The 18,250-nt window shown below is 72.7% G+C and carries 14 protein-coding genes; 8 read left to right on the plus strand and 6 right to left on the minus strand.

Translation table 11 applies throughout. From position 1 onward, the window contains the following. The first annotated feature begins 2 nt into the window (after window positions 1–2). From ACZ6ZI_RS21405 to ACZ6ZI_RS21415, 3 genes are all read left to right on the plus strand, one after another. Window positions 3–1,379: an MFS transporter gene (locus ACZ6ZI_RS21405; protein WP_469523185.1), complete on the plus strand. Its 1,377-nt coding sequence runs from the start codon at window positions 3–5 to the stop codon at window positions 1,377–1,379. A gap of 373 nt (window positions 1,380–1,752) precedes the next feature. Beyond that, a complete protein-coding gene (locus ACZ6ZI_RS21410) occupies window positions 1,753–3,102 on the plus strand; it encodes an ATP-binding protein (protein WP_469523188.1) in 1,350 nt (449 codons plus the stop codon). 2 nt (window positions 3,103–3,104) lie between these two features. Further along, window positions 3,105–4,175 carry a hypothetical protein gene (locus ACZ6ZI_RS21415; RefSeq protein ID WP_469523452.1) on the plus strand — a complete coding sequence of 357 codons (1,071 nt, stop codon included), beginning with the start codon at window positions 3,105–3,107 and terminating at the stop codon, window positions 4,173–4,175. Between the two features lie 133 nt (window positions 4,176–4,308). Here ACZ6ZI_RS21415 and ACZ6ZI_RS21420 read toward each other — a convergent pair whose 3' ends face one another. Both ACZ6ZI_RS21420 and ACZ6ZI_RS21425 read right to left on the minus strand, forming a co-directional pair. After that, the gene (locus tag ACZ6ZI_RS21420; RefSeq protein ID WP_469523190.1) at window positions 4,309–5,769 is read right to left on the minus strand and encodes a phospholipase A2; all 1,461 of its coding nucleotides are present in this window, start codon (window positions 5,767–5,769) and stop codon (window positions 4,309–4,311) included. A gap of 81 nt (window positions 5,770–5,850) precedes the next feature. After that, entirely contained in the window at window positions 5,851–6,789 is a 939-nt protein-coding gene (locus ACZ6ZI_RS21425; protein WP_469523192.1) for an NlpC/P60 family protein, read from the minus strand. 228 nt (window positions 6,790–7,017) lie between these two features. Between ACZ6ZI_RS21425 and ACZ6ZI_RS21430 the strand changes: the two genes are divergently transcribed. Further along, window positions 7,018–8,634, plus strand: a complete 1,617-nt coding sequence (locus tag ACZ6ZI_RS21430) for an RICIN domain-containing protein (protein ID WP_469523195.1) — start codon at window positions 7,018–7,020, stop codon at window positions 8,632–8,634. A 247-nt stretch (window positions 8,635–8,881) separates the two neighbouring features. Beyond that, on the plus strand, window positions 8,882–10,954 hold the full coding sequence (locus tag ACZ6ZI_RS21435; protein WP_469523199.1) for a transglycosylase domain-containing protein: 2,073 nt from the start codon (window positions 8,882–8,884) through the stop codon (window positions 10,952–10,954). Window positions 10,955–11,115: 161 nt separating this feature from the next. On the opposite strand, the gene ACZ6ZI_RS21440 is transcribed toward ACZ6ZI_RS21435, so the two are convergent. After that, complete coding sequence (locus ACZ6ZI_RS21440) at window positions 11,116–12,006, minus strand: LysR family transcriptional regulator (protein ID WP_469523201.1); 891 nt, start codon at window positions 12,004–12,006, stop codon at window positions 11,116–11,118. Window positions 12,007–12,085: 79 nt separating this feature from the next. Here ACZ6ZI_RS21440 and ACZ6ZI_RS21445 point away from each other — a divergent pair, with 79 nt between their 5' ends. Together ACZ6ZI_RS21445 and ACZ6ZI_RS21450 are read left to right on the plus strand one after the other, a co-directional pair. Continuing rightward, window positions 12,086–13,003 (plus strand): EamA family transporter, encoded by a 918-nt coding sequence (locus ACZ6ZI_RS21445; protein ID WP_469523204.1) that lies wholly within the window; start codon window positions 12,086–12,088, stop codon window positions 13,001–13,003. A gap of 49 nt (window positions 13,004–13,052) precedes the next feature. After that, window positions 13,053–13,679 carry an NAD(P)-dependent oxidoreductase gene (locus ACZ6ZI_RS21450; protein ID WP_469523208.1) on the plus strand — a complete coding sequence of 209 codons (627 nt, stop codon included), beginning with the start codon at window positions 13,053–13,055 and terminating at the stop codon, window positions 13,677–13,679. 223 nt (window positions 13,680–13,902) lie between these two features. Here ACZ6ZI_RS21450 and ACZ6ZI_RS21455 read toward each other — a convergent pair whose 3' ends face one another. From ACZ6ZI_RS21455 to ACZ6ZI_RS21465, 3 genes are all read right to left on the minus strand, one after another. Further along, window positions 13,903–14,508, minus strand: a complete 606-nt coding sequence (locus tag ACZ6ZI_RS21455; RefSeq protein ID WP_469523211.1) for a dihydrofolate reductase family protein — start codon at window positions 14,506–14,508, stop codon at window positions 13,903–13,905. A 144-nt stretch (window positions 14,509–14,652) separates the two neighbouring features. Further along, a complete protein-coding gene (locus ACZ6ZI_RS21460; RefSeq protein WP_469523214.1) occupies window positions 14,653–16,062 on the minus strand; it encodes a DHA2 family efflux MFS transporter permease subunit in 1,410 nt (469 codons plus the stop codon). Window positions 16,063–16,274: 212 nt separating this feature from the next. Continuing rightward, window positions 16,275–17,270, minus strand: coding sequence for a DUF4344 domain-containing metallopeptidase (locus ACZ6ZI_RS21465; protein WP_469523217.1), 996 nt, complete (start codon window positions 17,268–17,270; stop codon window positions 16,275–16,277). Window positions 17,271–17,688: 418 nt separating this feature from the next. Here ACZ6ZI_RS21465 and ACZ6ZI_RS21470 point away from each other — a divergent pair, with 418 nt between their 5' ends. Further along, window positions 17,689–18,126: an NUDIX domain-containing protein gene (locus ACZ6ZI_RS21470; protein WP_469523220.1), complete on the plus strand. Its 438-nt coding sequence runs from the start codon at window positions 17,689–17,691 to the stop codon at window positions 18,124–18,126. Window positions 18,127–18,250: the final 124 nt, after the last annotated feature.

Below are 18,250 nucleotides of genomic sequence, written 5' to 3' on the forward strand. Positions count from 1 at the left end.
GCATGCTCCCCGTGCTGCGCAACCGCACCTACCGGCACCTGTTCACCGCCCAGGTGATCGCCCTGGTCGGCACCGGGCTGGCCACCGTGGCCCTGGGCCTGCTCGCCTACGACATCGCAGGCCCGCGCGCCGGCTCCGTCCTCGGCACCGCGCTGGCGATCAAGATGGTGGCCTACGTCGCCATCGCCCCGGCGATCGGCGCCGTCGCGCACCGCATTCCGCGCCGGGCCCTGATGGTGGCCTCCGACCTGACCCGCGCCGCGGTGGCGCTGATGCTGCCGTTCGTCGACCAGGTCTGGCAGGTCTACGTCCTGATCTTCGCCCTCCAGGCCGCCTCCGCGGCCTTCACTCCGACCTTCCAGGCCGTCATCCCCGACGTCCTGCCCGAAGAACGCGACTACACGCGGGCGTTGTCGATGTCCCGGCTCGCCTACGACCTGGAGAGCCTCTTCAGCCCGGCCCTGGCCGCGGCGCTGCTGAGCTTCATGACTTACGACTGGCTCTTCCTCGGCACCGTGGGCGGCTTCCTGGCCTCCGCCGCCCTCGTCGTCTCCGCCGTCCTCCCCAAGGCCACCCCGACCACCCCGACCACCCCGACCACCACACCGGAACGCACCGGCGGGGCCCGTGCGAAAGCCACCGCCGGCAGCCGCCTCTTCCTCCGCGTCCCGCGCCTGCGCGCCCTGCTCTGCCTGAACCTGGCCGTCGCCGCGGCCAGTGCCCTGGTCACCGTCAACACCGTCGTCTACGTCCGCGACCACCTCGAACGCCCCACGGGAGACGTGGCCTTCGCGCTCGGCGCGTACGGCGCCGGCTCCATGTCGGTCGCCCTCCTCCTCCCGCGCCTCCTCGACAAGGCCGCGGACCGCACGGTCATGCTGCGCGGCGGCCTGGCGCTGACGCCGGTCTTCGCCGCCGTCGGCGTGATCACCTCCGCCCCCGGCGGGAGCTGGCGCTGGCCGGCACTCCTCGCGGCCTGGGCGGCGTTCGGCGCGGCCTGCTCCACGGTCCTCACCCCCACCGGACGCCTCATCCGCCGCTCGGCCCCGCCGGAGGAGCGAACCCCCGCCTTCGCCGCACAGTTCTCCCTCTCCCACGCCGCCTGGCTGCTCACCTACCCCCTGGCGGGCTGGGTGGGAGCGGCGGCCGGACTGCTCGCCGCCGTCGTGGCCCTCGGAGTGATCGGCCTGATCGCGGCCGTATCGGCGGTGTGGCTGTGGCCCGCCCGCGACGCGACGGACACCCCCCACGTCCACACCACCCTGGAGCCCGGCCACCCCCACCTGTGGGGCGCCGTCCGGGACGGGAACGCCTGGTGGCACTACCACAGCCCGACATCCGACGGACTCCACCCGACCTGCGCGGGTGCCGCCCGCTGACCGGTGGGCGGGGCACCCGCAGAACCGGGCGCCCCGCCCACCGACCGCTCACCCCGCCGGCCGGCTCCCGTACCGACGGGAACGGGCACGGGCTCGCGCCGCGTTCCACGAGAGCGGCCACCGGCGACCGGCGCGGGGGAGCGGCCCCCCCGCCTCCGGACATCGGAATGCGGCACGGCGTCCTTCGCCGGTCTTCGACGGGCGGGGCGGCGAGGCGGGAGCCGACGCGGAAGCGGAGTTCTCCCGCGGCGCCCCGGTAGGGGTTGCGCGGCCGGCCGATCACGGCCTCCCCATCGTCTCCCCGGCCTCCCGGTGATCCACCGCACACCACCCCGCCTGGACTCTTGTCGGTGGTCCCGCGTAAACATGGATCATGCTCGAAGAGTCACCCCCTTCCGAACCCCCGCTGATACGGAGCCTGCGCGCAGCCGTGGCCGCCGCCCCCGAAGACGTCCCGCTACGGCTGCACCTCGCGGAACTGCTGCTTTCCGAGGGCCTGCACGACGCCGCGGTGACGGAGGTGGCCGCCGCCCTGCAACACGCTCCGGGGGACGGGGCGGCGCGGGAGTTGATGGTACGGGCGATGGGCGCGCCGGCCGCCCCCGCGCCCGTGCCGCGGAGCACGCCCACGACCGCCGATCCCGCAGCACCCGTCGAGCCGACCACTTTGACGGCGCCGGTCGAGCCGGTGGACGGCCCGGCCGAGCCCGACGAGTCGCCCCGCCCGGCCGGGTTCGACTGGCGGGCGGCCGAGCAGGAGGTCGACGGCATCGTCCAGCCCCGCTACGTCGAACCCCCGCTCAGCGCCTGCGGCGACGGCGACCCCGGGAACGCCGACGCCTGGGAGGTGTCCGCTCCCGGCACGGTACGGCTCGCGGACGTCGGCGGCATGCGGGAGGTCAAGGACCGCCTCGAAGCCGCGTTCCTCGCCCCGATGCGCAACCCCGAGCTGCGCAAGCTGTACGGCAAGAGCCTGCGCGGCGGACTCCTCCTCTACGGCCCGCCCGGCTGCGGCAAGACCTTCATCGCCCGCGCGGTCGCAGGCGAACTCGGCGCGAACTTCCTGTCCGTGTCCGTCAACGACGTCCTCGACATGTGGATCGGCAACTCCGAACGCAACATGCACGAGGTCTTCGAGACCGCACGCCGCCAGGCGCCCTGCGTGGTCTTCCTCGACGAACTGGACGCGCTCGGTGCCAAGCGCAGCCGTACACAGCACAGCGGCATGCGCAACACCGTCAACCAGCTCCTCACCGAGCTCGACGGCATCGACTCCGCCGCGAACGAGGGCGTGTTCGTCCTCGCGGCCACCAACGTCCCCTGGGACGTGGACATCGCGCTGCGCCGCCCCGGACGCCTCGACCGCACCCTTCTCGTCCTGCCTCCCGACGCCACCGCCCGCGAGGCGATCCTCCGCTACCACCTGCGCGAACGGCCCATCGAGGCGGTCGACCTCGGCCGCCTGGTCAAGGCGACCGACGGCCTCTCGGGCGCGGACCTCGCCCACGTGTGCGAGTCCGCCGCCGAGAGCGCCCTGCTCGACTCGGTACGCACCGGCCGGATCCGCATGATCACGACGAAGGACCTGCTCGGCGCCGCGAAGTCGGTGGTCCCGTCGACCGAACCGTGGTTCGCGGCGGCACGCAACGTGGCGATGTTCGCCAACGAGGGCGGCATGTACGACGACCTCGTGACGTACCTGAAGAAGAGGCGGAAGCTGTGAGCATGGATCCGGCGGTGCAGCGCGCCGGCGCGCTGCAGGCGGCAGGACGGTACGAGGAGTCCAAGGCCCTGCTGGCCCCGTATCTCGCCGAGGAGCCGGACGACGAATGGGCCTGGCAGCTGCTCGCCGTCGCCCACGAAAGGCTCCACGAGTACGAGCTCGCCGAGCGGGCGGGCACCGAGATGCTCCGGATCACGCCCGGCCACGTCGGCGCGCTCATCCTGCTGTCCCGCGTGATGCTGCGCCTGGGCAAGCGGTCTGAGGCCCGGGAGGCGGCGGAGGAGGCCATCCGCAGGGCGCCCGACAAGTGGCCCACGCACTTCGCGCTCTCCGAGGTGCTCGCCGCCTACCCGAACGCCCCGGCCGCCGACCACGAACGGGCCTACGTGGCGGCCTGCGAGACCGTGCGCCTCGCTCCGAACGAACCCGACGCCCACCAGGCCCTGTGCTTCACCGCCGTACGCACGGGGCGCCAGGACGTCGCGAAGCAGGCCTTGGTCGAATGGCTGCGCCTCGACCCGTCCAACACGACGGCACAAGCCATGTACACCGAGGCGATGGCCAGCGGCCCGGAGGTCACGGCCACCCAGGCCGCGGACCTGTACTCCGAGGGCCTGGTGGGCGCGCCGCAGTCCGCGATGCTCCACAGCGGCCTCGACCACGCCACGTACCGCCTGCTGCGGGGGACGCGCTGGCTCGCGCTGGCCTGCCTGGCAGCCGCGGGAGTGACGATCGACCTGTTCGCCACGGCCAAGGACCCGATCCTGCGGGAACTGCCCGTACCCCTGGGCAACCGGCTGTGGGTTCTGGTGATCATGGCCGCGATCTGGGGCTTCGGCGCGCTGCTGCGCTACCGCCGGATGCGCGCCGGAGTCCGGCTCAACATCCGTTCCCTGGTGCGCCGTGGCCCCTGGGCCCGGATCGTGGTGGGACAGGCGGCGTGGACCATGCTCTGCGCACTGGTGATATCCCAGGTCCCGTGGACCGATCGGGAAGTGCCGACGATCGTCTTCTGGGCCGGCTTGGCGGTACCGCTCGTGACGATGGCGTACGACCGCAGGAAGACCGCCTGACCGCCTGACGCCTGACGGGCCTTCCGGCTGCCCCCGACGCCCGACGCCCGACGCCGACGCCACGGAACGCACGGCGGCGGGGGCGCGGCGGACCGGTGTCCGCCGCACCACCGCCCCTTCGGGGAGCCGTCCGTCAGCCGAGGGCCGCTACCGCGAGCCAGACCTTGTCGGCCGCTTGCCGGCAGGCCCAGTCGTAACCGGGCGGCTTCGGGGGACCCCCGTGGCCGTTCCTTTCGGGACCGTGCTCGCACGCCCGGTACAGGTCCTGCCGGAAGACCGCGTCGACGCGGTTCTTCGGGTTGCCGGTCCCGACCTCGGTGACCCCCAGGACGCCCTTGCGGAAGCCTTCTTCGCCCAGGGCGTCGCGGTAGCCGCGGTAGCCGATGTCGTGGCGTGCGCAGGCGCCCTTGAAGTCGATGCCGAACTTGCTCAGGGAGTCACCGATCACGTTGCACTCGGTGTTCTCCCAGCGGAAGCCGTAGGGGTCGGGTTCACCCCCCAGGTGACTGCCCCGGGCCCACACCCAGGCGGCGGTGGCCTTGTCTCCCGGCTCCGTGAGTTCGTTCAGCCGGCGGACCTTCTGAGCGTCCGGCAGAACCGGGGCGGGGTCGGTCGGCTTGGGCAGCATGAACCAGTCGCCGAGCAGGCCGCGGCGCGCCACTCCGGAACCGTCGGGCCTGATGCCGTAGACCCTCCCGTCGGAGGTGGTGGCGAAGGCGGCGCCGGGCCCGCCGATCACGCTCCACTGCCGGGTGTCGGTCTGGAACCGGAGCACGTCGCCGCTCCCCGGGGCGATCGCCAGCGGAGCGTCGCCACCGCCGTGGATGTGCTCCATCCTGTCGGCGATGTTCTGCCAGCCGCCCTTGGGCGTCCACTCGGCGACGGACCGGTCGGCCGAAAGCCGGTACAGCGCGGTGTCGGTGACGGCGAATTCGATTCCGGCGCCGCCGACCGTCCGCCAGGCGCCGTCCGCGTAGCGGGCGACCTCCTTGCCGCCGGGCAGTACGGCGAACAGTCCGGCTCCCCCGCCGTGGATGCGCTCGACACGGCCCGCGACGGGCAGCGGCACGGTCACCCAGCCTGTTTCCCGGGTCCACCGGTGCAGCGAGGTCCGGTCGGGGGACAGCCCGTACAGGGCGTCGTCGGTGACGGCGAACTCGGCCCCGGGCCCGCCGATGGTCTCCCACGTGCCCCGCGAGGAGCCCGGGCCCTCGATGTAGCGGGCGATGTCGCCCCGGCCCGGCAGTACGGCGAACAGCCCCGCGCGCCCGCCGTGGATCTGCCGGCCGTCTTCCTTGATCTTCACCCAGGAGTCCTGCCGGGTGGCCTTGTACACCCCCGACCGGTCCCGGGCCAGGGCGTACATCTCCCGGCCCGCCGCGACCAGGGAGGCCACGTGGTCGGGGGAGGAGGTCGCCCTCTGGCGGGCCGAGGCCTTGGACGGGCCGGCCGGAGCCGCGTTGGCGGCGACGCCGAGGGCGATGACGCCGATCATGAGGAGGCACAGCAGGCGGATGCCGCCGTGGATCCGACCCCAGAGGGCGGAGGCCCGATTCGCGGCCTGCCCGCCGCTTCGTGGCGTGACGGTCTGCATGGTGATCCCTTTCCGGGACGTCGACGGAGTTGAGCGCATGGCGTGCTGTGGGGCGGGCGGGCGGGCGGGACGTACGGCCGGTCAGAAGCTGAAGATCCAGGCCCAGAAGGAGACCTGGCGGCCGGACTGGCAACCGTCGCCGGGCGGGGGAGCGGGGGCGGCCGGCTGTGCGGCGGTGACGGCGGGGCCGGGCGTGGCGCCGGTCGGTGGCTTCGTGGTGGAGGGCGCGGGCGCGGCCGGGGCGGTCGTGCTCGGCGTCCGGCCCGGCGTCGCGGTGGTACTCGGCGTCGGCTTCCGGCCCGGTGCCTCCGTGGTGCTCGGCTTCGGCTTCGGCTTCGCCGGGGGCGTGGTCGACGCGGAGGGCGCGCGGGTGGCCGTCGGGACGGGCTGCGCGGACGCGGTGGGCTTGGCCGGTATCGGTGCGGGCGCCTGGGCGGTGGTGAGCTGCTTGAGGCGCAGGGGGATGTAGGAGGCGCGGGGGTGCCCGGCGATGCGGTGGTCGTGGATGTTGGCGGTGTCCTTGCGGGCGGGGCGTCCGGGACGGCTTTCGCTGTAGTAGACGAAGTCGCCCTTGGCCTTGTCGGTCCAGCCGCCGAACAGCACGGCGTGGGCGGCCGGGTTGTCGAGGGCGTCGCCGGGCTCCAGCTGGTCGAAGCCGGGCAGGCGGTTCGCGACGGAGGGCAGGGAGGCGGTGGTCAGGCTCTCCCGCAGCTGCCAGGCCATGGAGACGAAGCCGGAGCAGTCCTGCCGGTAGGAACCACCGGTCGCCTCGTCCTTCCACCAGCGCGTCTGGCTGTACGGGACCGCCCGCTCCACCCAGTGCCGGGCCCGGGCGATGATCTGCTCCCGGGTGACCGGCCCCCCGGGCGCCGCGCCCTTGCCGAGGGTTCCGGTTGTCATCGGGCGCTCGTAGCGCGGCGTGCTCTGGGCCTGTGCGGGGATGACGGTCAGGCCGACGGCCATCGCCAGTCCCGCCAAGGCCGCGAGGGCCTTGGGACGCCGGAGGAACGGTCGCTGCACGGTGGTCCCCTTCGCTGTGGTGGTTCCGCCGGCTGGTTGGCGGAAGCGGTGGAACACCACGCTGGAACCTGATCTGATTGTTCGCTGGGGTGTTCGTGCGTTCGCGCAGGTCACAGAGGTATGGACGGCGAAGAACCGCGAACGTTCGCGAAGTTGGGCGAACTTCCGGCAGACGTGCCGGGCTGTGGAGGGGGAGAAATGAATCGATCAGGGCGTATGCCCGGCCCGTTGAAGGGCCGCACGGCCGAGGCGAACGCGCTCGCGACCTTCCTGCGGGAACTGACCGCGGACTGGACGGGTCGGCAGCTGGCGGAGCGGTACAGCCTGAGCCCGAGCGTGTGGAGCGAGTACCGCTCCGGCCTGAAGATCATTCCGTTACCGCGTCTGAACAAGATCGTCGAAGACCGCTACGCGCGCGACGGCCGCACACGAGCCGACAAGCTGCGCGACGCGCGCCTCCTCCACACGGCGGCCACCACGGCTGCCACCACGGCGGCCACCACGGCTTCCGCCACGGCTTCCGCCACGGCGGCCACCGCAGCCGTGCCCGCCGCCTCCCGGACGCCCGCGGTCTCCGGATCGCCGACACCCGCCGCACACCCGGCCGAGCCCGTGGACTCCGCCGCGGCGCCGGCCGTCGTCGGGCCCCCGGCCGAGAGCTCGGCGGAGCCGGACCCGCAGCCCTCCGTACCCGGCCCGGACGCGACCTCCACCCCCGCCCCGACCTCCACCCCCGCCCCGACCGCCGACCCCGCGCCGACCGCCGACCCCGTGCCGGCACCGACCGTGCCGGCACCGACCGTGCCGGCCCCCGTCGAGGGGCCGCCGGTTGAGGGTTCCGGCCCGCGCAGTGACGATTCCGCCCCCGCGGGCCCGCCGCCTTCGGCCCCGGCCGCCGCGCCGCTGTCCCCCGCAGAGGCGGCGGCCGAACCTCCGCCGTCCTCCGGCCCCCGTGCCGAAGCCGGGACCGCGACCCCCACGGAGGGGCTCGGGCCGGCGAAGGCGTACCGGCGGCCGGCGCGACGGTGGGGCCGCTGGAGGGTACCGGCGCAGTGGGCGGCGCTCGCGGCACTGGTCGCCGTACTCGTCATCGCCAACCAGAGCGACCGCGCCAAAACCTCGTCCGACACGGCCGCACCCGGTGATCTTCCGGATGACCGGCAGATCACCGCACCGGCGGACCCGGGCGCGCACACGTCCCCTCCACCGGCGCCCGACCCCTCCGCCACCGGACCCACGACCTCGGTGTCCCCTACCTCTTCGGCCTCCACGACCCCCGACCCGGCCCCTTCCGAGAAGGCCTCCACCCCGGACACCACCCCACCCGCCGCGGCTCCGCCGGCTCCGCCCGCCGCCGGGCAGGGGCGTACCGAGGGGAGCGTGGGCCCGCTCTTCATCCGCAACGACCGCACGGGCAAGTGCGTGGACATTCCCGGACTTGGCGGGGCCGTGAACGGCACCCCGGTCAACCAGTACACCTGCGACACCTCGACCACCGACAACCAGCTCTTCTTCGTCGACTTCCGGGGGAGAACCCCGTCGGGATGGCAGATATTCACCCTCCGCAGCGCCAAGGTCACGAACATGTGCCTCGATCCCGTCGGCGTGGGCAAGCCGGGGGTCAACGACCCCCTGCAAATGTGGAGTTGCGTGCCGAGCGCCGCGGACAACCAGCGCTTCTACGAGCAGCCCCTGCCCGGCGGACGCGCCTGGGTCGTGAACGAGGCCAGCGGCCTGTGTCTGGACGTCGCGGGGCTCAACGCGGGCAACGACGCGCGGCTACAGCTGTACCCCTGCGTCGACGGGCCCACCGACGACCACAACTGGTCGCTGCTGTCGTCGTGACCCCCGGGCGCCCGCAGGAACCGGGGTCGCCGCCACGGCCACCCCGGCCACGGTCGGTACGCGGTACCGGGCGCGCATCGCGACGGCCGGGTCTCTCCGTCGTACCGGCGGTGATCGCGGTCGTCCCATGGCGTGCGTGAAGATTTCATGATCGGACCAACCGTGGGCGCGATTTGATCATCTTCCTGGCCGAATCCGTCACCACCCCCGAGGTGGCGGGTCGCGATCGAGGAGGTCCGCATCCCCCATGAGGCCCCGAAAACGCCGCGCGGTCCGCGCAGTCCCCGCCGGTGGTACGGACACCACGGACGTTCCCGCAAGCCCGGACGGGACGGGAGGCCCGCAGCACGGACGCCGCCCCCGTGGCCGGGCCGGAAGACGTAGGCGAACCACGCGCAGGGCCCGTCGCCCCCTCATCGACTTCCCCAGACGCGGCCGGCGGGGCCTGCGGCGCTGGACGCCCTCGTGGAAACTGGCCTGCGGCCTGTTCCTGCTCTTCGCCTGCGCCCTCACCGGACTCTTCACCGCCGTCTACGTTCAGGTCGAGATCCCGGACCCCCATGACTCCGCGAGCCGGCAGGGCACCGTCTACTACTGGGCGGACGGCAGCCGGATGGTGAGCGTCGGCGACGTGAACCGCCAGGACGTGAAGCTCTCCCAGGTGCCCCGTGCCGTCCAGAGCGCCGTCATCGCGGCGGAGAACGCGGACTTCTACAGTGACTCGGGCGTCTCCGTGACGGGCATCGGCCGCGCCGCCGTCAACATCTTCAAGGGCAAGGAGACCCAGGGCGGCTCGACGATCACCCAGCAGTACGTGAAGAACACCTATCTGAGCCAGGACCAGACCGTCGAGCGGAAGGTCAAGGAACTGTTCCTCTCCCTGAAGGTCAGCAACCAGAGGCCCAAGGCGGAGATCCTCGAGGGGTACCTCAACACCTCCTGGTTCGGCCGCGACGCGTACGGCGTCCAGGCGGCCTCGTACGCGTACTACGGCATCCCCGCCAAGGACCTGAACCCCAGCCAGGGCGCCCTGCTGGCCGCGGTCCTCAAGGGAGCGGAGAGCTTCGACCCCGCCCTGAGCGACGCCAACCACCGGCGCGCCGAGGACCGCTGGAGCTGGATCCTGGACCGACAGGTCCACACGGGTTCGATGAGCGCCGAGGAACGCGCGAAGTACACGGACTTCCCCGAGCCGAAGCCCCCCGTCAAGCCGACCAGCCAGGCCGGACAGACCGGCTACCTCGTCGACATCGCCAACAAGTACCTCAAGAGCCGCGGCGGGATCACCGACAAGGACCTGGCGGCCGGGGGCTACAGCGTCCACACCACCTTCGAGAAGGACAAGGTGCTCGCGCTGACCAAGGCCGTCGAGCGGGTGCGCGCGGACCGGCTGGACCCCAGGCAGCGCGCCGAGGACGAGCACGTACAGGTCGGCGCCGCGTCGATACGCCCCAAGGACGGAGCGATCGTCGCGGTCTACGGAGGCTCCGACGCGGTCGAGTACTTCACCAACAACGCGGACACCTCGGGCGTGCCGGCGGCTTCGGCGTTCAAACCCTTCGTGTACGCCGCCGCCGCGGAGCAGGATCGCGAAGGCGGGCAGCGCCCCGCCGAGGGCGCCGAACCGGCCCCCCGGATCACCGGGCCGGGGGGATCGTCGACGGCGTCCACGGGCCTTCACGCGGCCCTCGTGGAATCGGGCCACACGCCGTTCGTGGAGATCGGCAAGAAGATCGGGCTGAAGAAGGTCAAGGACCTCGCGGTCGCGTCGGGACTGCGCGAGGAGAGCATGGCCAAGCTGGAACCGACCTTCTCCATCGGTACGTCCACCCCCAGCGCCGTCCGGCTGGCCGGCGCCTACACGACGTTCGTCAACCAGGGCCGGGCCACCGATCCCTACTCGGTCACGAAGGTCGAGCGGAACGGAGCCGCGGTGGAGGGCTTGAGCCGGCCCAAACCCCGACGGGCCATGAGCCCCGAGGCTGCCGCGACGGTCGGCGAGGCGCTCCGCCAGGTGAGCGTGAACACCGTGGGACGGCCACGGGGCGGGCCGAACCAGCCCCTGGCCCGGGCGGGCAGGACCGGTCCGCACGACCGGATGAACTCGGCGTGGTACGTCGGCGCGACCCAGGAACTGAGCACTTCGGTCGCGATGTTCCGCACGAAGCCGGACGTCCCCCGGCTCCTGCCCATGCAGGGTGTGGGCGGCCCCGACTCCGATCGGGGCAGCGCCTTGCCGCCGCTGATCTGGAAGGCCTACGACGAGGCGACGGCGCCCGCGTCGCCGTCCTCGGCGAACGGTTCCCCCAACCGCCCGTGACGGTCTCGGGCCGGTAGCGCCCGACGTCCCGCGCCGTCGGTCCGGGACCCGATCGGCAGACCGTGCCGACCGGGCCCCGGTCGACGCGCCGGCCGACCGACACCGTCGGCGACCGACGCGCCGGCCGACACCGTCGGAGCCGTCCTGCTCGGCGGGGCCCCTCAGCCGGGCTCGCCGTCGATCGAGACGCCCAGCTCCGCGAGGAAGGCCGTCGCCGCCGGGGTACGGGCGGAGCGGTTCCAGACGAGGTGCTCGATCCGTGCCGGAGCGTCCCGCACCGGCACCGTGACCACGCCCGCCAGATGCCTCGTGTAGTTCGAGGGCAGCAGGGCGACGCACAGGCTCTGGTGGATCAGCCGCGTCATCATCAGGTCGATGGTGGTCACCTCGAAGGCGACCTCGCGCCGCACGCCGGCCGCCGCGAAGGCCTGGTCGGACTGGATGCGTCCGGCCGTTCCCGCCGGGAGGTCCACGAACACCTCGGTGGACAGCCGGGCGATGTCGACCTCGCTCTCCCCGGCCAGCGCGTGACCCGGAGCCACCACCGCGACCAGACGGTCGTGGGCCAGCGCCCTGCTGCCGACCCCTTCCGGCCGGGCCGTCACGGGCAGCCCGAGGAACCCGAGGTCGAGCGTGCCCTCCTTGACCTGCTCCACGATCTGCTCGCTGGCGGCGACCCGCAAGCCGATGCGGACATGCGGGTAACGCTGGTGGAAGGAGTGCAGGGCCGCCGGGATGTCGACGGCCGCGACGGTGGGGATCACACCGACGGCGAGCCGTCCCCGGACCTCGCCGACGGCCGAGGCGACCTCGGCCGCGGCGCGCTCGGCGGCGTGCAGGCACTGCCGGGCCGCCGGGAGGAAGGCCTCCCCGGCCGGGGTCAACCGCACCCGGCGGCTGGTGCGTTCGAAGAGTCGGGCCCCTAACTCCTTTTCCAGACGGGCGATCTGATGACTGAGCGCGGACTGCACCACGAGGCACCGCTCGGCGGCCCGCGTGAAGCTGTTCGTCTCGGCGACGGCGACGACGTATCGCATCTGCTGGAGCTCCATGGATCCATCGTGGATCACGATGGATCAAGTGACAAACATGTGTTGGACTCATCGATCTCGGACGCCGATGCTGGGATCCATGAAGATCCAGGCGGCATCACCGCTCCCGGCCGGCCTCGGCGGCACCGCTTTGACGGCGCTCGCGCCCGTCGTGTGGGGAACGACCTACGTGGTCACCACCGAGCTCCTGCCGCAGGGCCACCCGCTGTTCGCCGGGCTCGCTCGCGCTCTGCCGGCGGGCCTGATCGCGCTGGCCGTCACCCGTACGCTCCCCCGCGGAGCGTGGTGGTGGAAGGCGGCGGTGCTCGGCGTGCTCAACATCGGCCTGCTCTTCCCGCTGCTCTTCGTCGCGGCCGAGCGGCTGCCCGGCGGGGTGGCCGCCACCCTGGGTGCGGCGCAGCCCCTGATCGTGGCGGTCCTGGCGGTGACGGTGCTTCACCAGACACCGTCGATACGGAGCTTCGGCTGGGGCCTCGCCGGAGTCATGGGCGTCGGGCTCGTGGTCATCGGCCCGGACGCGGGACTGGACACGGTCGGCATCCTGGCCGGCCTCGGCGGCGCAGGAGCGATGGCGCTCGGCGTGACGCTCACGAAGCACTGGGGCCGCCCGGACGGCGTCGGCCCCACGGCGTTCGCGGGCTGGCAGCTCACCGCCGGCGGCCTGTTCCTGGTGCCGTTGACGTTCCTGTTCGAGGGCGCGCCGCCCGCTGTCGACGCCCGCGCCGGGCTCGGCTACCTGTGGCTCGGCCTGGTCGGTGGCCTGTTCGCCTACATCGTGTGGTTCCGCGGCGTCACCACCCTGCGGGTCACCTCCGTGGCCGTCCTCACCCTGCTCTCGCCGATGGTGGCGGCGCTGCTGGGCGTGGTCCTGCTCGGCCAGTCGCTCGGCCCGGTCCAGATGGTCGGCTTCGCCCTCTCCCTCGCCGCGATCGCCGCTGCCCAGATCGCCCCGAAGTCCGCCCGCGCCGCGGCCCCCGCCCCGGCCCCCGCCCCCTGATTCCCACCCGTTGCCACACCTCTCGCCCCACCAAGGAACGGAACACCTGATGAAGATCACCGTCGTCGGAGCCGCCGGCATGGCAGGCTCCCGCATCATCACCGAAGCCGTGAGCCGAGGACACGAGGTCACCGCCGTCTTCCGCGGCTCACAGCCGGACGACCTGCCGCCCGGTGTGACGGCCGTCCACGGCGACGCCACCGATGTCGCCCGGATGACCGGCCTGTTCGGTGGCGCCGACGCGGTCGTCGGCGCCACCCGCCCCGCCCCCGGCTCGGAATCCGACGCCGCCGGCACCACCGGAGCCCTCCTCGACGCCGCCGCGGCGGCCGGAACCCGGGCCCTGCTCATCGGCGGCGCCGGCCCCCTCGACAGCCCGTCCGGCGGCCTCGTGATCGACGACCCCCGGTACGTTCCTCCGGCCTGGCGGGACATCGCCTCCGCCAGCCTCGCCCAGCTGGAGGTCTGCCGCGCCCACACCGCGGACTGGGTCTACCTGAGCCCGCCCGCTCTGTTCGAACCCGGGCCCCGGACCGGCGGATACCGGCGCGGCGCCACCACGCTCGTCGTGGCCCCGGACGGCTCCTCCCGCATCTCGGCGGAGGACCTCGCCATCGCCGCCGTCGACGAGCTGGAGAACCCGGGCGGGGAGCGCCACTTCACGGTCGGCTACTGAACGCGCGGCCCGACCCGCGAGCGCGCCCGTACCGGGACACCACGAGCGCAGGACCCTCGTCGGGGAGGCCGGTGCGGGGTCCGTCCGGGAGGTTGCCCCGCCGGCCCGGCGGAGCCGCACGGGAGCCGGTAGTGCCGCCTCCGCGGGTTCGGCCGTACGAAACACCGCCCCGCGAGGTCATCGGCCGCCGGCGCCGGTGGCCGCTCCGCGCCCGTCGGCGGGGCTACGCGGGGGCGCCGAGCGGCGGGTGGTCGAGCACGCGGGGCTCGTACTCGACGAGCTGGATGCGGCCGTCGAAGGTGCGGTGCCCGATCATGTCGAGGGCGACGTCGGGATAGCCGTCGTAGATGCGCTCCTCGCCCGTGGCGCCGGTGATCACCGGGAACATCACGACCCGGAAGCGGTCGACCAGTCCGGCCCGCAGAAGGGACCGGGACAGGCCGAGACTGCCGATCGTGCTGAGGAGCCCCGAGCCGCTCGACTTCATGGCGCGGACGGTCTCGACGGCGTCGTCGCGGACGAGCGTGGAGTTGGCCCACGTCAGTGGCTCCTGGAGAGAGGAGGAGAACACCACCTTGCGCGCTCGTGTGAGCTCGTCCACGGATGCCTCTTCCTCGGGCCTGAACTCGTCCTGGCCCTCCGGGACCTCGCCCGAGGCGAAGCCCGACATGAGGCGGTAGGTGTTGGCCCCCATCAGGTAGGTGGCCTCGGGCTGCTCGCCGAGCCACGCGAGGTACTCCGGGCCCTCCAGGCCCCAGAACCCGGGCCAGCCCTGTCCCGACGCATGGCCGTCGAGGGAGGTGATGAAGTCGACGAGAAGCTCCGACATGGTGGTGTCCTTTCCTGGAGTGTCACGAGCTTGGACCGACCGGGAGCCACGAACTCATCGGCCACGCTGTGGAGTGGCGCGGAAATTTTCTGTACCGCGGCGTCGTGGAAGGGCTCCGGCGGCGCCTTGGACCGCGGCGGCCTCCTAGCCGGTCCGTGGGAGAGGCGCCGGCCGCGCGACGGCGCAGCAGGCGAGGCCGATCAGGAGCATGGCCACGGGGAAGACGAGGGCGGCTTGGGTGGCGGTGGTGGAGGTGTTCCCGAAGTCGGCCTGGAGGAGGCCACCGGTGGCGGCGCTGCCGAATGCCCCGCCGAGTTGCCGGGTGGTGTTGAAGACACCCGAAGCGGCGCCGACCAGGGAGGGTTCCAGGGTTCGGGTGGCGATCCCCGCGAGCGGGGCCGAGACCAGGCCGATGCCGATGCCGGCCACGAGGAGCGAGGGCATCAGTACCCAGGCGTCGACGCGGGGGTGGAGCAGCAGGGTGAGGGATCCGGTACCCACGACCAGCAGGGCGAAGCCCAGGGCTGCCAGTGCCCGGGGGCTGGTGGTGTCGGACCACTTGCCCGCCAGGCGCGCGCAAAGGGAGGACAGGGCGAACATGGGGACCGTGGCCGCCCCCGAGGCGAGCGGGCTGTAGCCGAGATCGCTCTGCAGGTAGATCATCAGAGGGAGGAACAGGCCGCCCATGGCGGCTCCCATGGCCCCGCCCGCGCTGGCGGCGGCCGAGAAGTCCCGGTTGCGGAACAGACGAAGTGGCAGGAGCGGCTCGCGGGTATTGCGGTGCTGCCACCACACGAACGCTCCCAGACACAGGATGCCGAAGGCGAGGATCATGGGGACTGTGACGGGTCCGGTGACCGTGCCCCAGTCGTAGGCTTCGCCGCTCTGCACGCCGAAGACCAGCGCGGTCAGGCCCAGAGTGCTGAGCGCGATGCCCCATGGATCGAGGCGGTGGTTCCTGGCGGGCCGCCAGTCCGGCAGCAGACGGGCCGCCGCGACCCAGCCGAGAACGCCGACGGGAAGGTTGATCAGGAAAACGCCCCGCCATCCGGTCCAGGTGATCAGGAGGCCTCCGATCACCGGTCCGGCGGCCATGGCCGCGCCACCGACCGCACCCCATACACCCAGAGCCTTGCCACGACGCTCAGCCGGGAACATGTGCACGATCACCGACATGGTCTGGGGCGCGATCAGCGCGGCGGCCAGCCCCTGGACGGCACGGGCCGCGATCAGAACGGAGGCACTGGGCGCGAGCGCGCAGGCCAGCGAAGCCGCGGTGAAACCGGCCAAGCCGGTGAGGAAGATCCCTTTGGGTCCGTGGCGGTCGCCGAGGCGGCCCCCGAGGATGAGGGGGACGGCGTAGCAGAGGGCGTAGACGCTGTTGACCCAGACGGCCTCGTTGAGGGATGCCCCGAGCGAGGTGCGGATGGCGGGGACGGCCACGTTCACGACCGTGGCGTCCAGGCAGATCATGAAGAAGCTGACGCACAGGGCGTACAGCGCTGCCCGGGGGTTCGCGGGTGAGCCGGCGTGGCTGCGAAGCAGGCGGTGCAATTGCAGTCGTGTCCTTCGGGTGCCCGCCCCGGCCGCACAGGGTGGCACGGGACACAGCTGACAGAACCGAACCGTCAGCACCGGTCGAGCGGGGCATCGCGCGACCGAAGGTCTGACGAACCTTCCGCAGAGACCGCTACAAGCCCCACCGCATGACCGCCACCGTGATCGGCGCAGCCATCTTCACCCTGGAGCGTCGGAACTGAGAGGGCTCACTGGCTGCTGCGGATGTCGTCGATGCGTTTCGCCAGGTCCCGCGTCTGCGCGATCAACTGCGCCTGCGCCTGCTTCTGCTCCTCGTCGCCCCGGGCCTTGAACGCCGGGCTGAAGTGCGGGCGGAGCTGCGTCCACCAGCCGTAGTCCAGCATCGCCCACGCCTGCGGGCACAGCGGGGCCCGCGACTTGGGGAGACGGCCGCCGTCGACCAGGGAACGCTGGTACTCCCGCGGGTCGCTGCCGTACAGGTAGCACAGGAAGTTGTAGGCCCGCTGCTGGGTGACGGGGTGGTCGCTCGACATGGTCTCCAGGGTCGGCGTTCCCTCCTTGCGGGCGATCTCGTCGAAGAGGATCGCGGCGGCCAGCGACGGGCCCGGTCCGACCTCGTCGACGGTGTAGAAGGACGCGAAGCCGTCGGCCGCGTCCTCTTCGAGGCCGAGGTTGGCCAGCTGCAGCTGGCGCTGCAACGCGTGCCCCATCTCGTGGCCGAAGATGAACTCGGTGGACAGCACGGTCAGATCGTCGGTGTTGTACTCCGACGCCGGGAACGGGTCGGGCCTCTCGACGGTCTTCACGACGTCGGCGAAGGCCTTCTTGATCTCGGCCAGGAACGACGGCGGGACGAAGACGGTCCTGCCGTCGGGCTGGGTGACGGCGTCGGTGACACCGCGCGGGACGTCGCCGGTGACCTTCACGACCAGATCGTGCGGGAGGGTGAGCGTCCTGTTCACCCAGTCCGCCGTCCGTTCCAGTACCCGGGACTTCCGGATGAGGTCCACGACCTCACGGTCCCGCGGCGCGACCTCGTCGTTCTCGTAGACGACCGTGACCCGCCCGGAGCGCGCGCCCTGCGGGTGGGACCCCGCCCCGGGTACCTGCCCGCCGCCCGCCGCTCCGCCACCGCACCCGGTCACGACGGCCCCGGCGAGGGCCAGCGCGCCCGAGACCACGACGGCGCGGGCCCTCCTTGAGCGACCGGCGGTGTTCGGCATCCTGATCGGCTCCCGTCGTGTGCTTCTCCCGCGCCGATTCTGCGGCCGCCGAATGGCCGCCGCCCGCCGGGCAGCCCGTTCGGACGAGTACCGCACCCCCCATCCGGCGCCTGCCCGCCACATCCTCGACGCACAGTCCGCGGGCTCACCCCTTCGCCGGCCGGGGAACTTGGCCCGTACGGGATCACCGTGAACACTGTCCTCCCGGGGGCGATTCAGGCCCCACCGGGAACGACCACCCCGCACACCACCCGCGCCAGGCCGAAGACCGGATCGCCCGCCACCGCGTCCCCGCCGTCACCTGCCTCGCCGACCCCAACGCATCGTTCGTCACCGCCCGGTCGTCGACCATCGACCATCGACGGCGGTTGGATGCCCCGCCGACCCAGAACTCGACCCCCACCAGGGAGACCAGCCCATGAAGCAGCGCGTCCGCGCCATCCTGCTCACCACCACCGGCACCATGCTCGTCATCAACCGCATCCGCCCCGGCATCCCCCCGTACCAGGTCCTCGTCGGCGGCGGCGTCGAGCCCGAGGACGCCGACCTGGAAGCCGCGCTGCTCAGGGAGGTCCGCGAGGAGGTCGGCGGCGAGGCCGGCGACCCGCACCCGTTCAGCCGACTGGAGAACGACAAGGGCGAGACCGAGCACTTCTACACCGCCCGGATCGCCACCTGGAACTTCGACGACCGCACCGGCCCGGAGTTCGCGCGCGACGACCGCGGCGAGTACCTGCTCGAGGAGGTCCCCCTCACCGCGGAAGCCGTCGAGGCACTGAACCTCATGCCTCCCCGGATCAAGGACGCGCTGCTCGACGCGATCCGCGCGGGAACCCTCACTCTCCCCGTGGCATAGACGGCCGTCAGACCGGTCGAACCGGGCGGCTTCCTCGCCGGTCTCCTCCACCAACGCCGACCCCCTCGCCCTCTCCGCCGACCACCTCGCCCAGGCACCGGACCGCCCTGACGGGGCCTCGCCC

It is taken from the genome of Streptomyces sp. NPDC103540 (assembly GCF_055584445.1).

Coding starts and splice junctions, on each gene's coding strand:
- ACZ6ZI_RS21405 (WP_469523185.1), top strand. CDS start 3: ATGCTCCCCGTGCTGCGCAACCGCACCTACCGGCACCTGTTCACCGCC.
- ACZ6ZI_RS21410 (WP_469523188.1), top strand. CDS start 1,753: ATGCTCGAAGAGTCACCCCCTTCCGAACCCCCGCTGATACGGAGCCTG.
- ACZ6ZI_RS21415 (WP_469523452.1), top strand. CDS start 3,105: ATGGATCCGGCGGTGCAGCGCGCCGGCGCGCTGCAGGCGGCAGGACGG.
- ACZ6ZI_RS21420 (WP_469523190.1), bottom strand. CDS start 5,769: ATGCAGACCGTCACGCCACGAAGCGGCGGGCAGGCCGCGAATCGGGCC.
- ACZ6ZI_RS21435 (WP_469523199.1), top strand. CDS start 8,882: ATGAGGCCCCGAAAACGCCGCGCGGTCCGCGCAGTCCCCGCCGGTGGT.
- ACZ6ZI_RS21440 (WP_469523201.1), bottom strand. CDS start 12,006: ATGGAGCTCCAGCAGATGCGATACGTCGTCGCCGTCGCCGAGACGAAC.
- ACZ6ZI_RS21445 (WP_469523204.1), top strand. CDS start 12,086: ATGAAGATCCAGGCGGCATCACCGCTCCCGGCCGGCCTCGGCGGCACC.
- ACZ6ZI_RS21450 (WP_469523208.1), top strand. CDS start 13,053: ATGAAGATCACCGTCGTCGGAGCCGCCGGCATGGCAGGCTCCCGCATC.
- ACZ6ZI_RS21455 (WP_469523211.1), bottom strand. CDS start 14,508: ATGTCGGAGCTTCTCGTCGACTTCATCACCTCCCTCGACGGCCATGCG.
- ACZ6ZI_RS21465 (WP_469523217.1), bottom strand. CDS start 17,270: ATGCCGAACACCGCCGGTCGCTCAAGGAGGGCCCGCGCCGTCGTGGTC.
- ACZ6ZI_RS21470 (WP_469523220.1), top strand. CDS start 17,689: ATGAAGCAGCGCGTCCGCGCCATCCTGCTCACCACCACCGGCACCATG.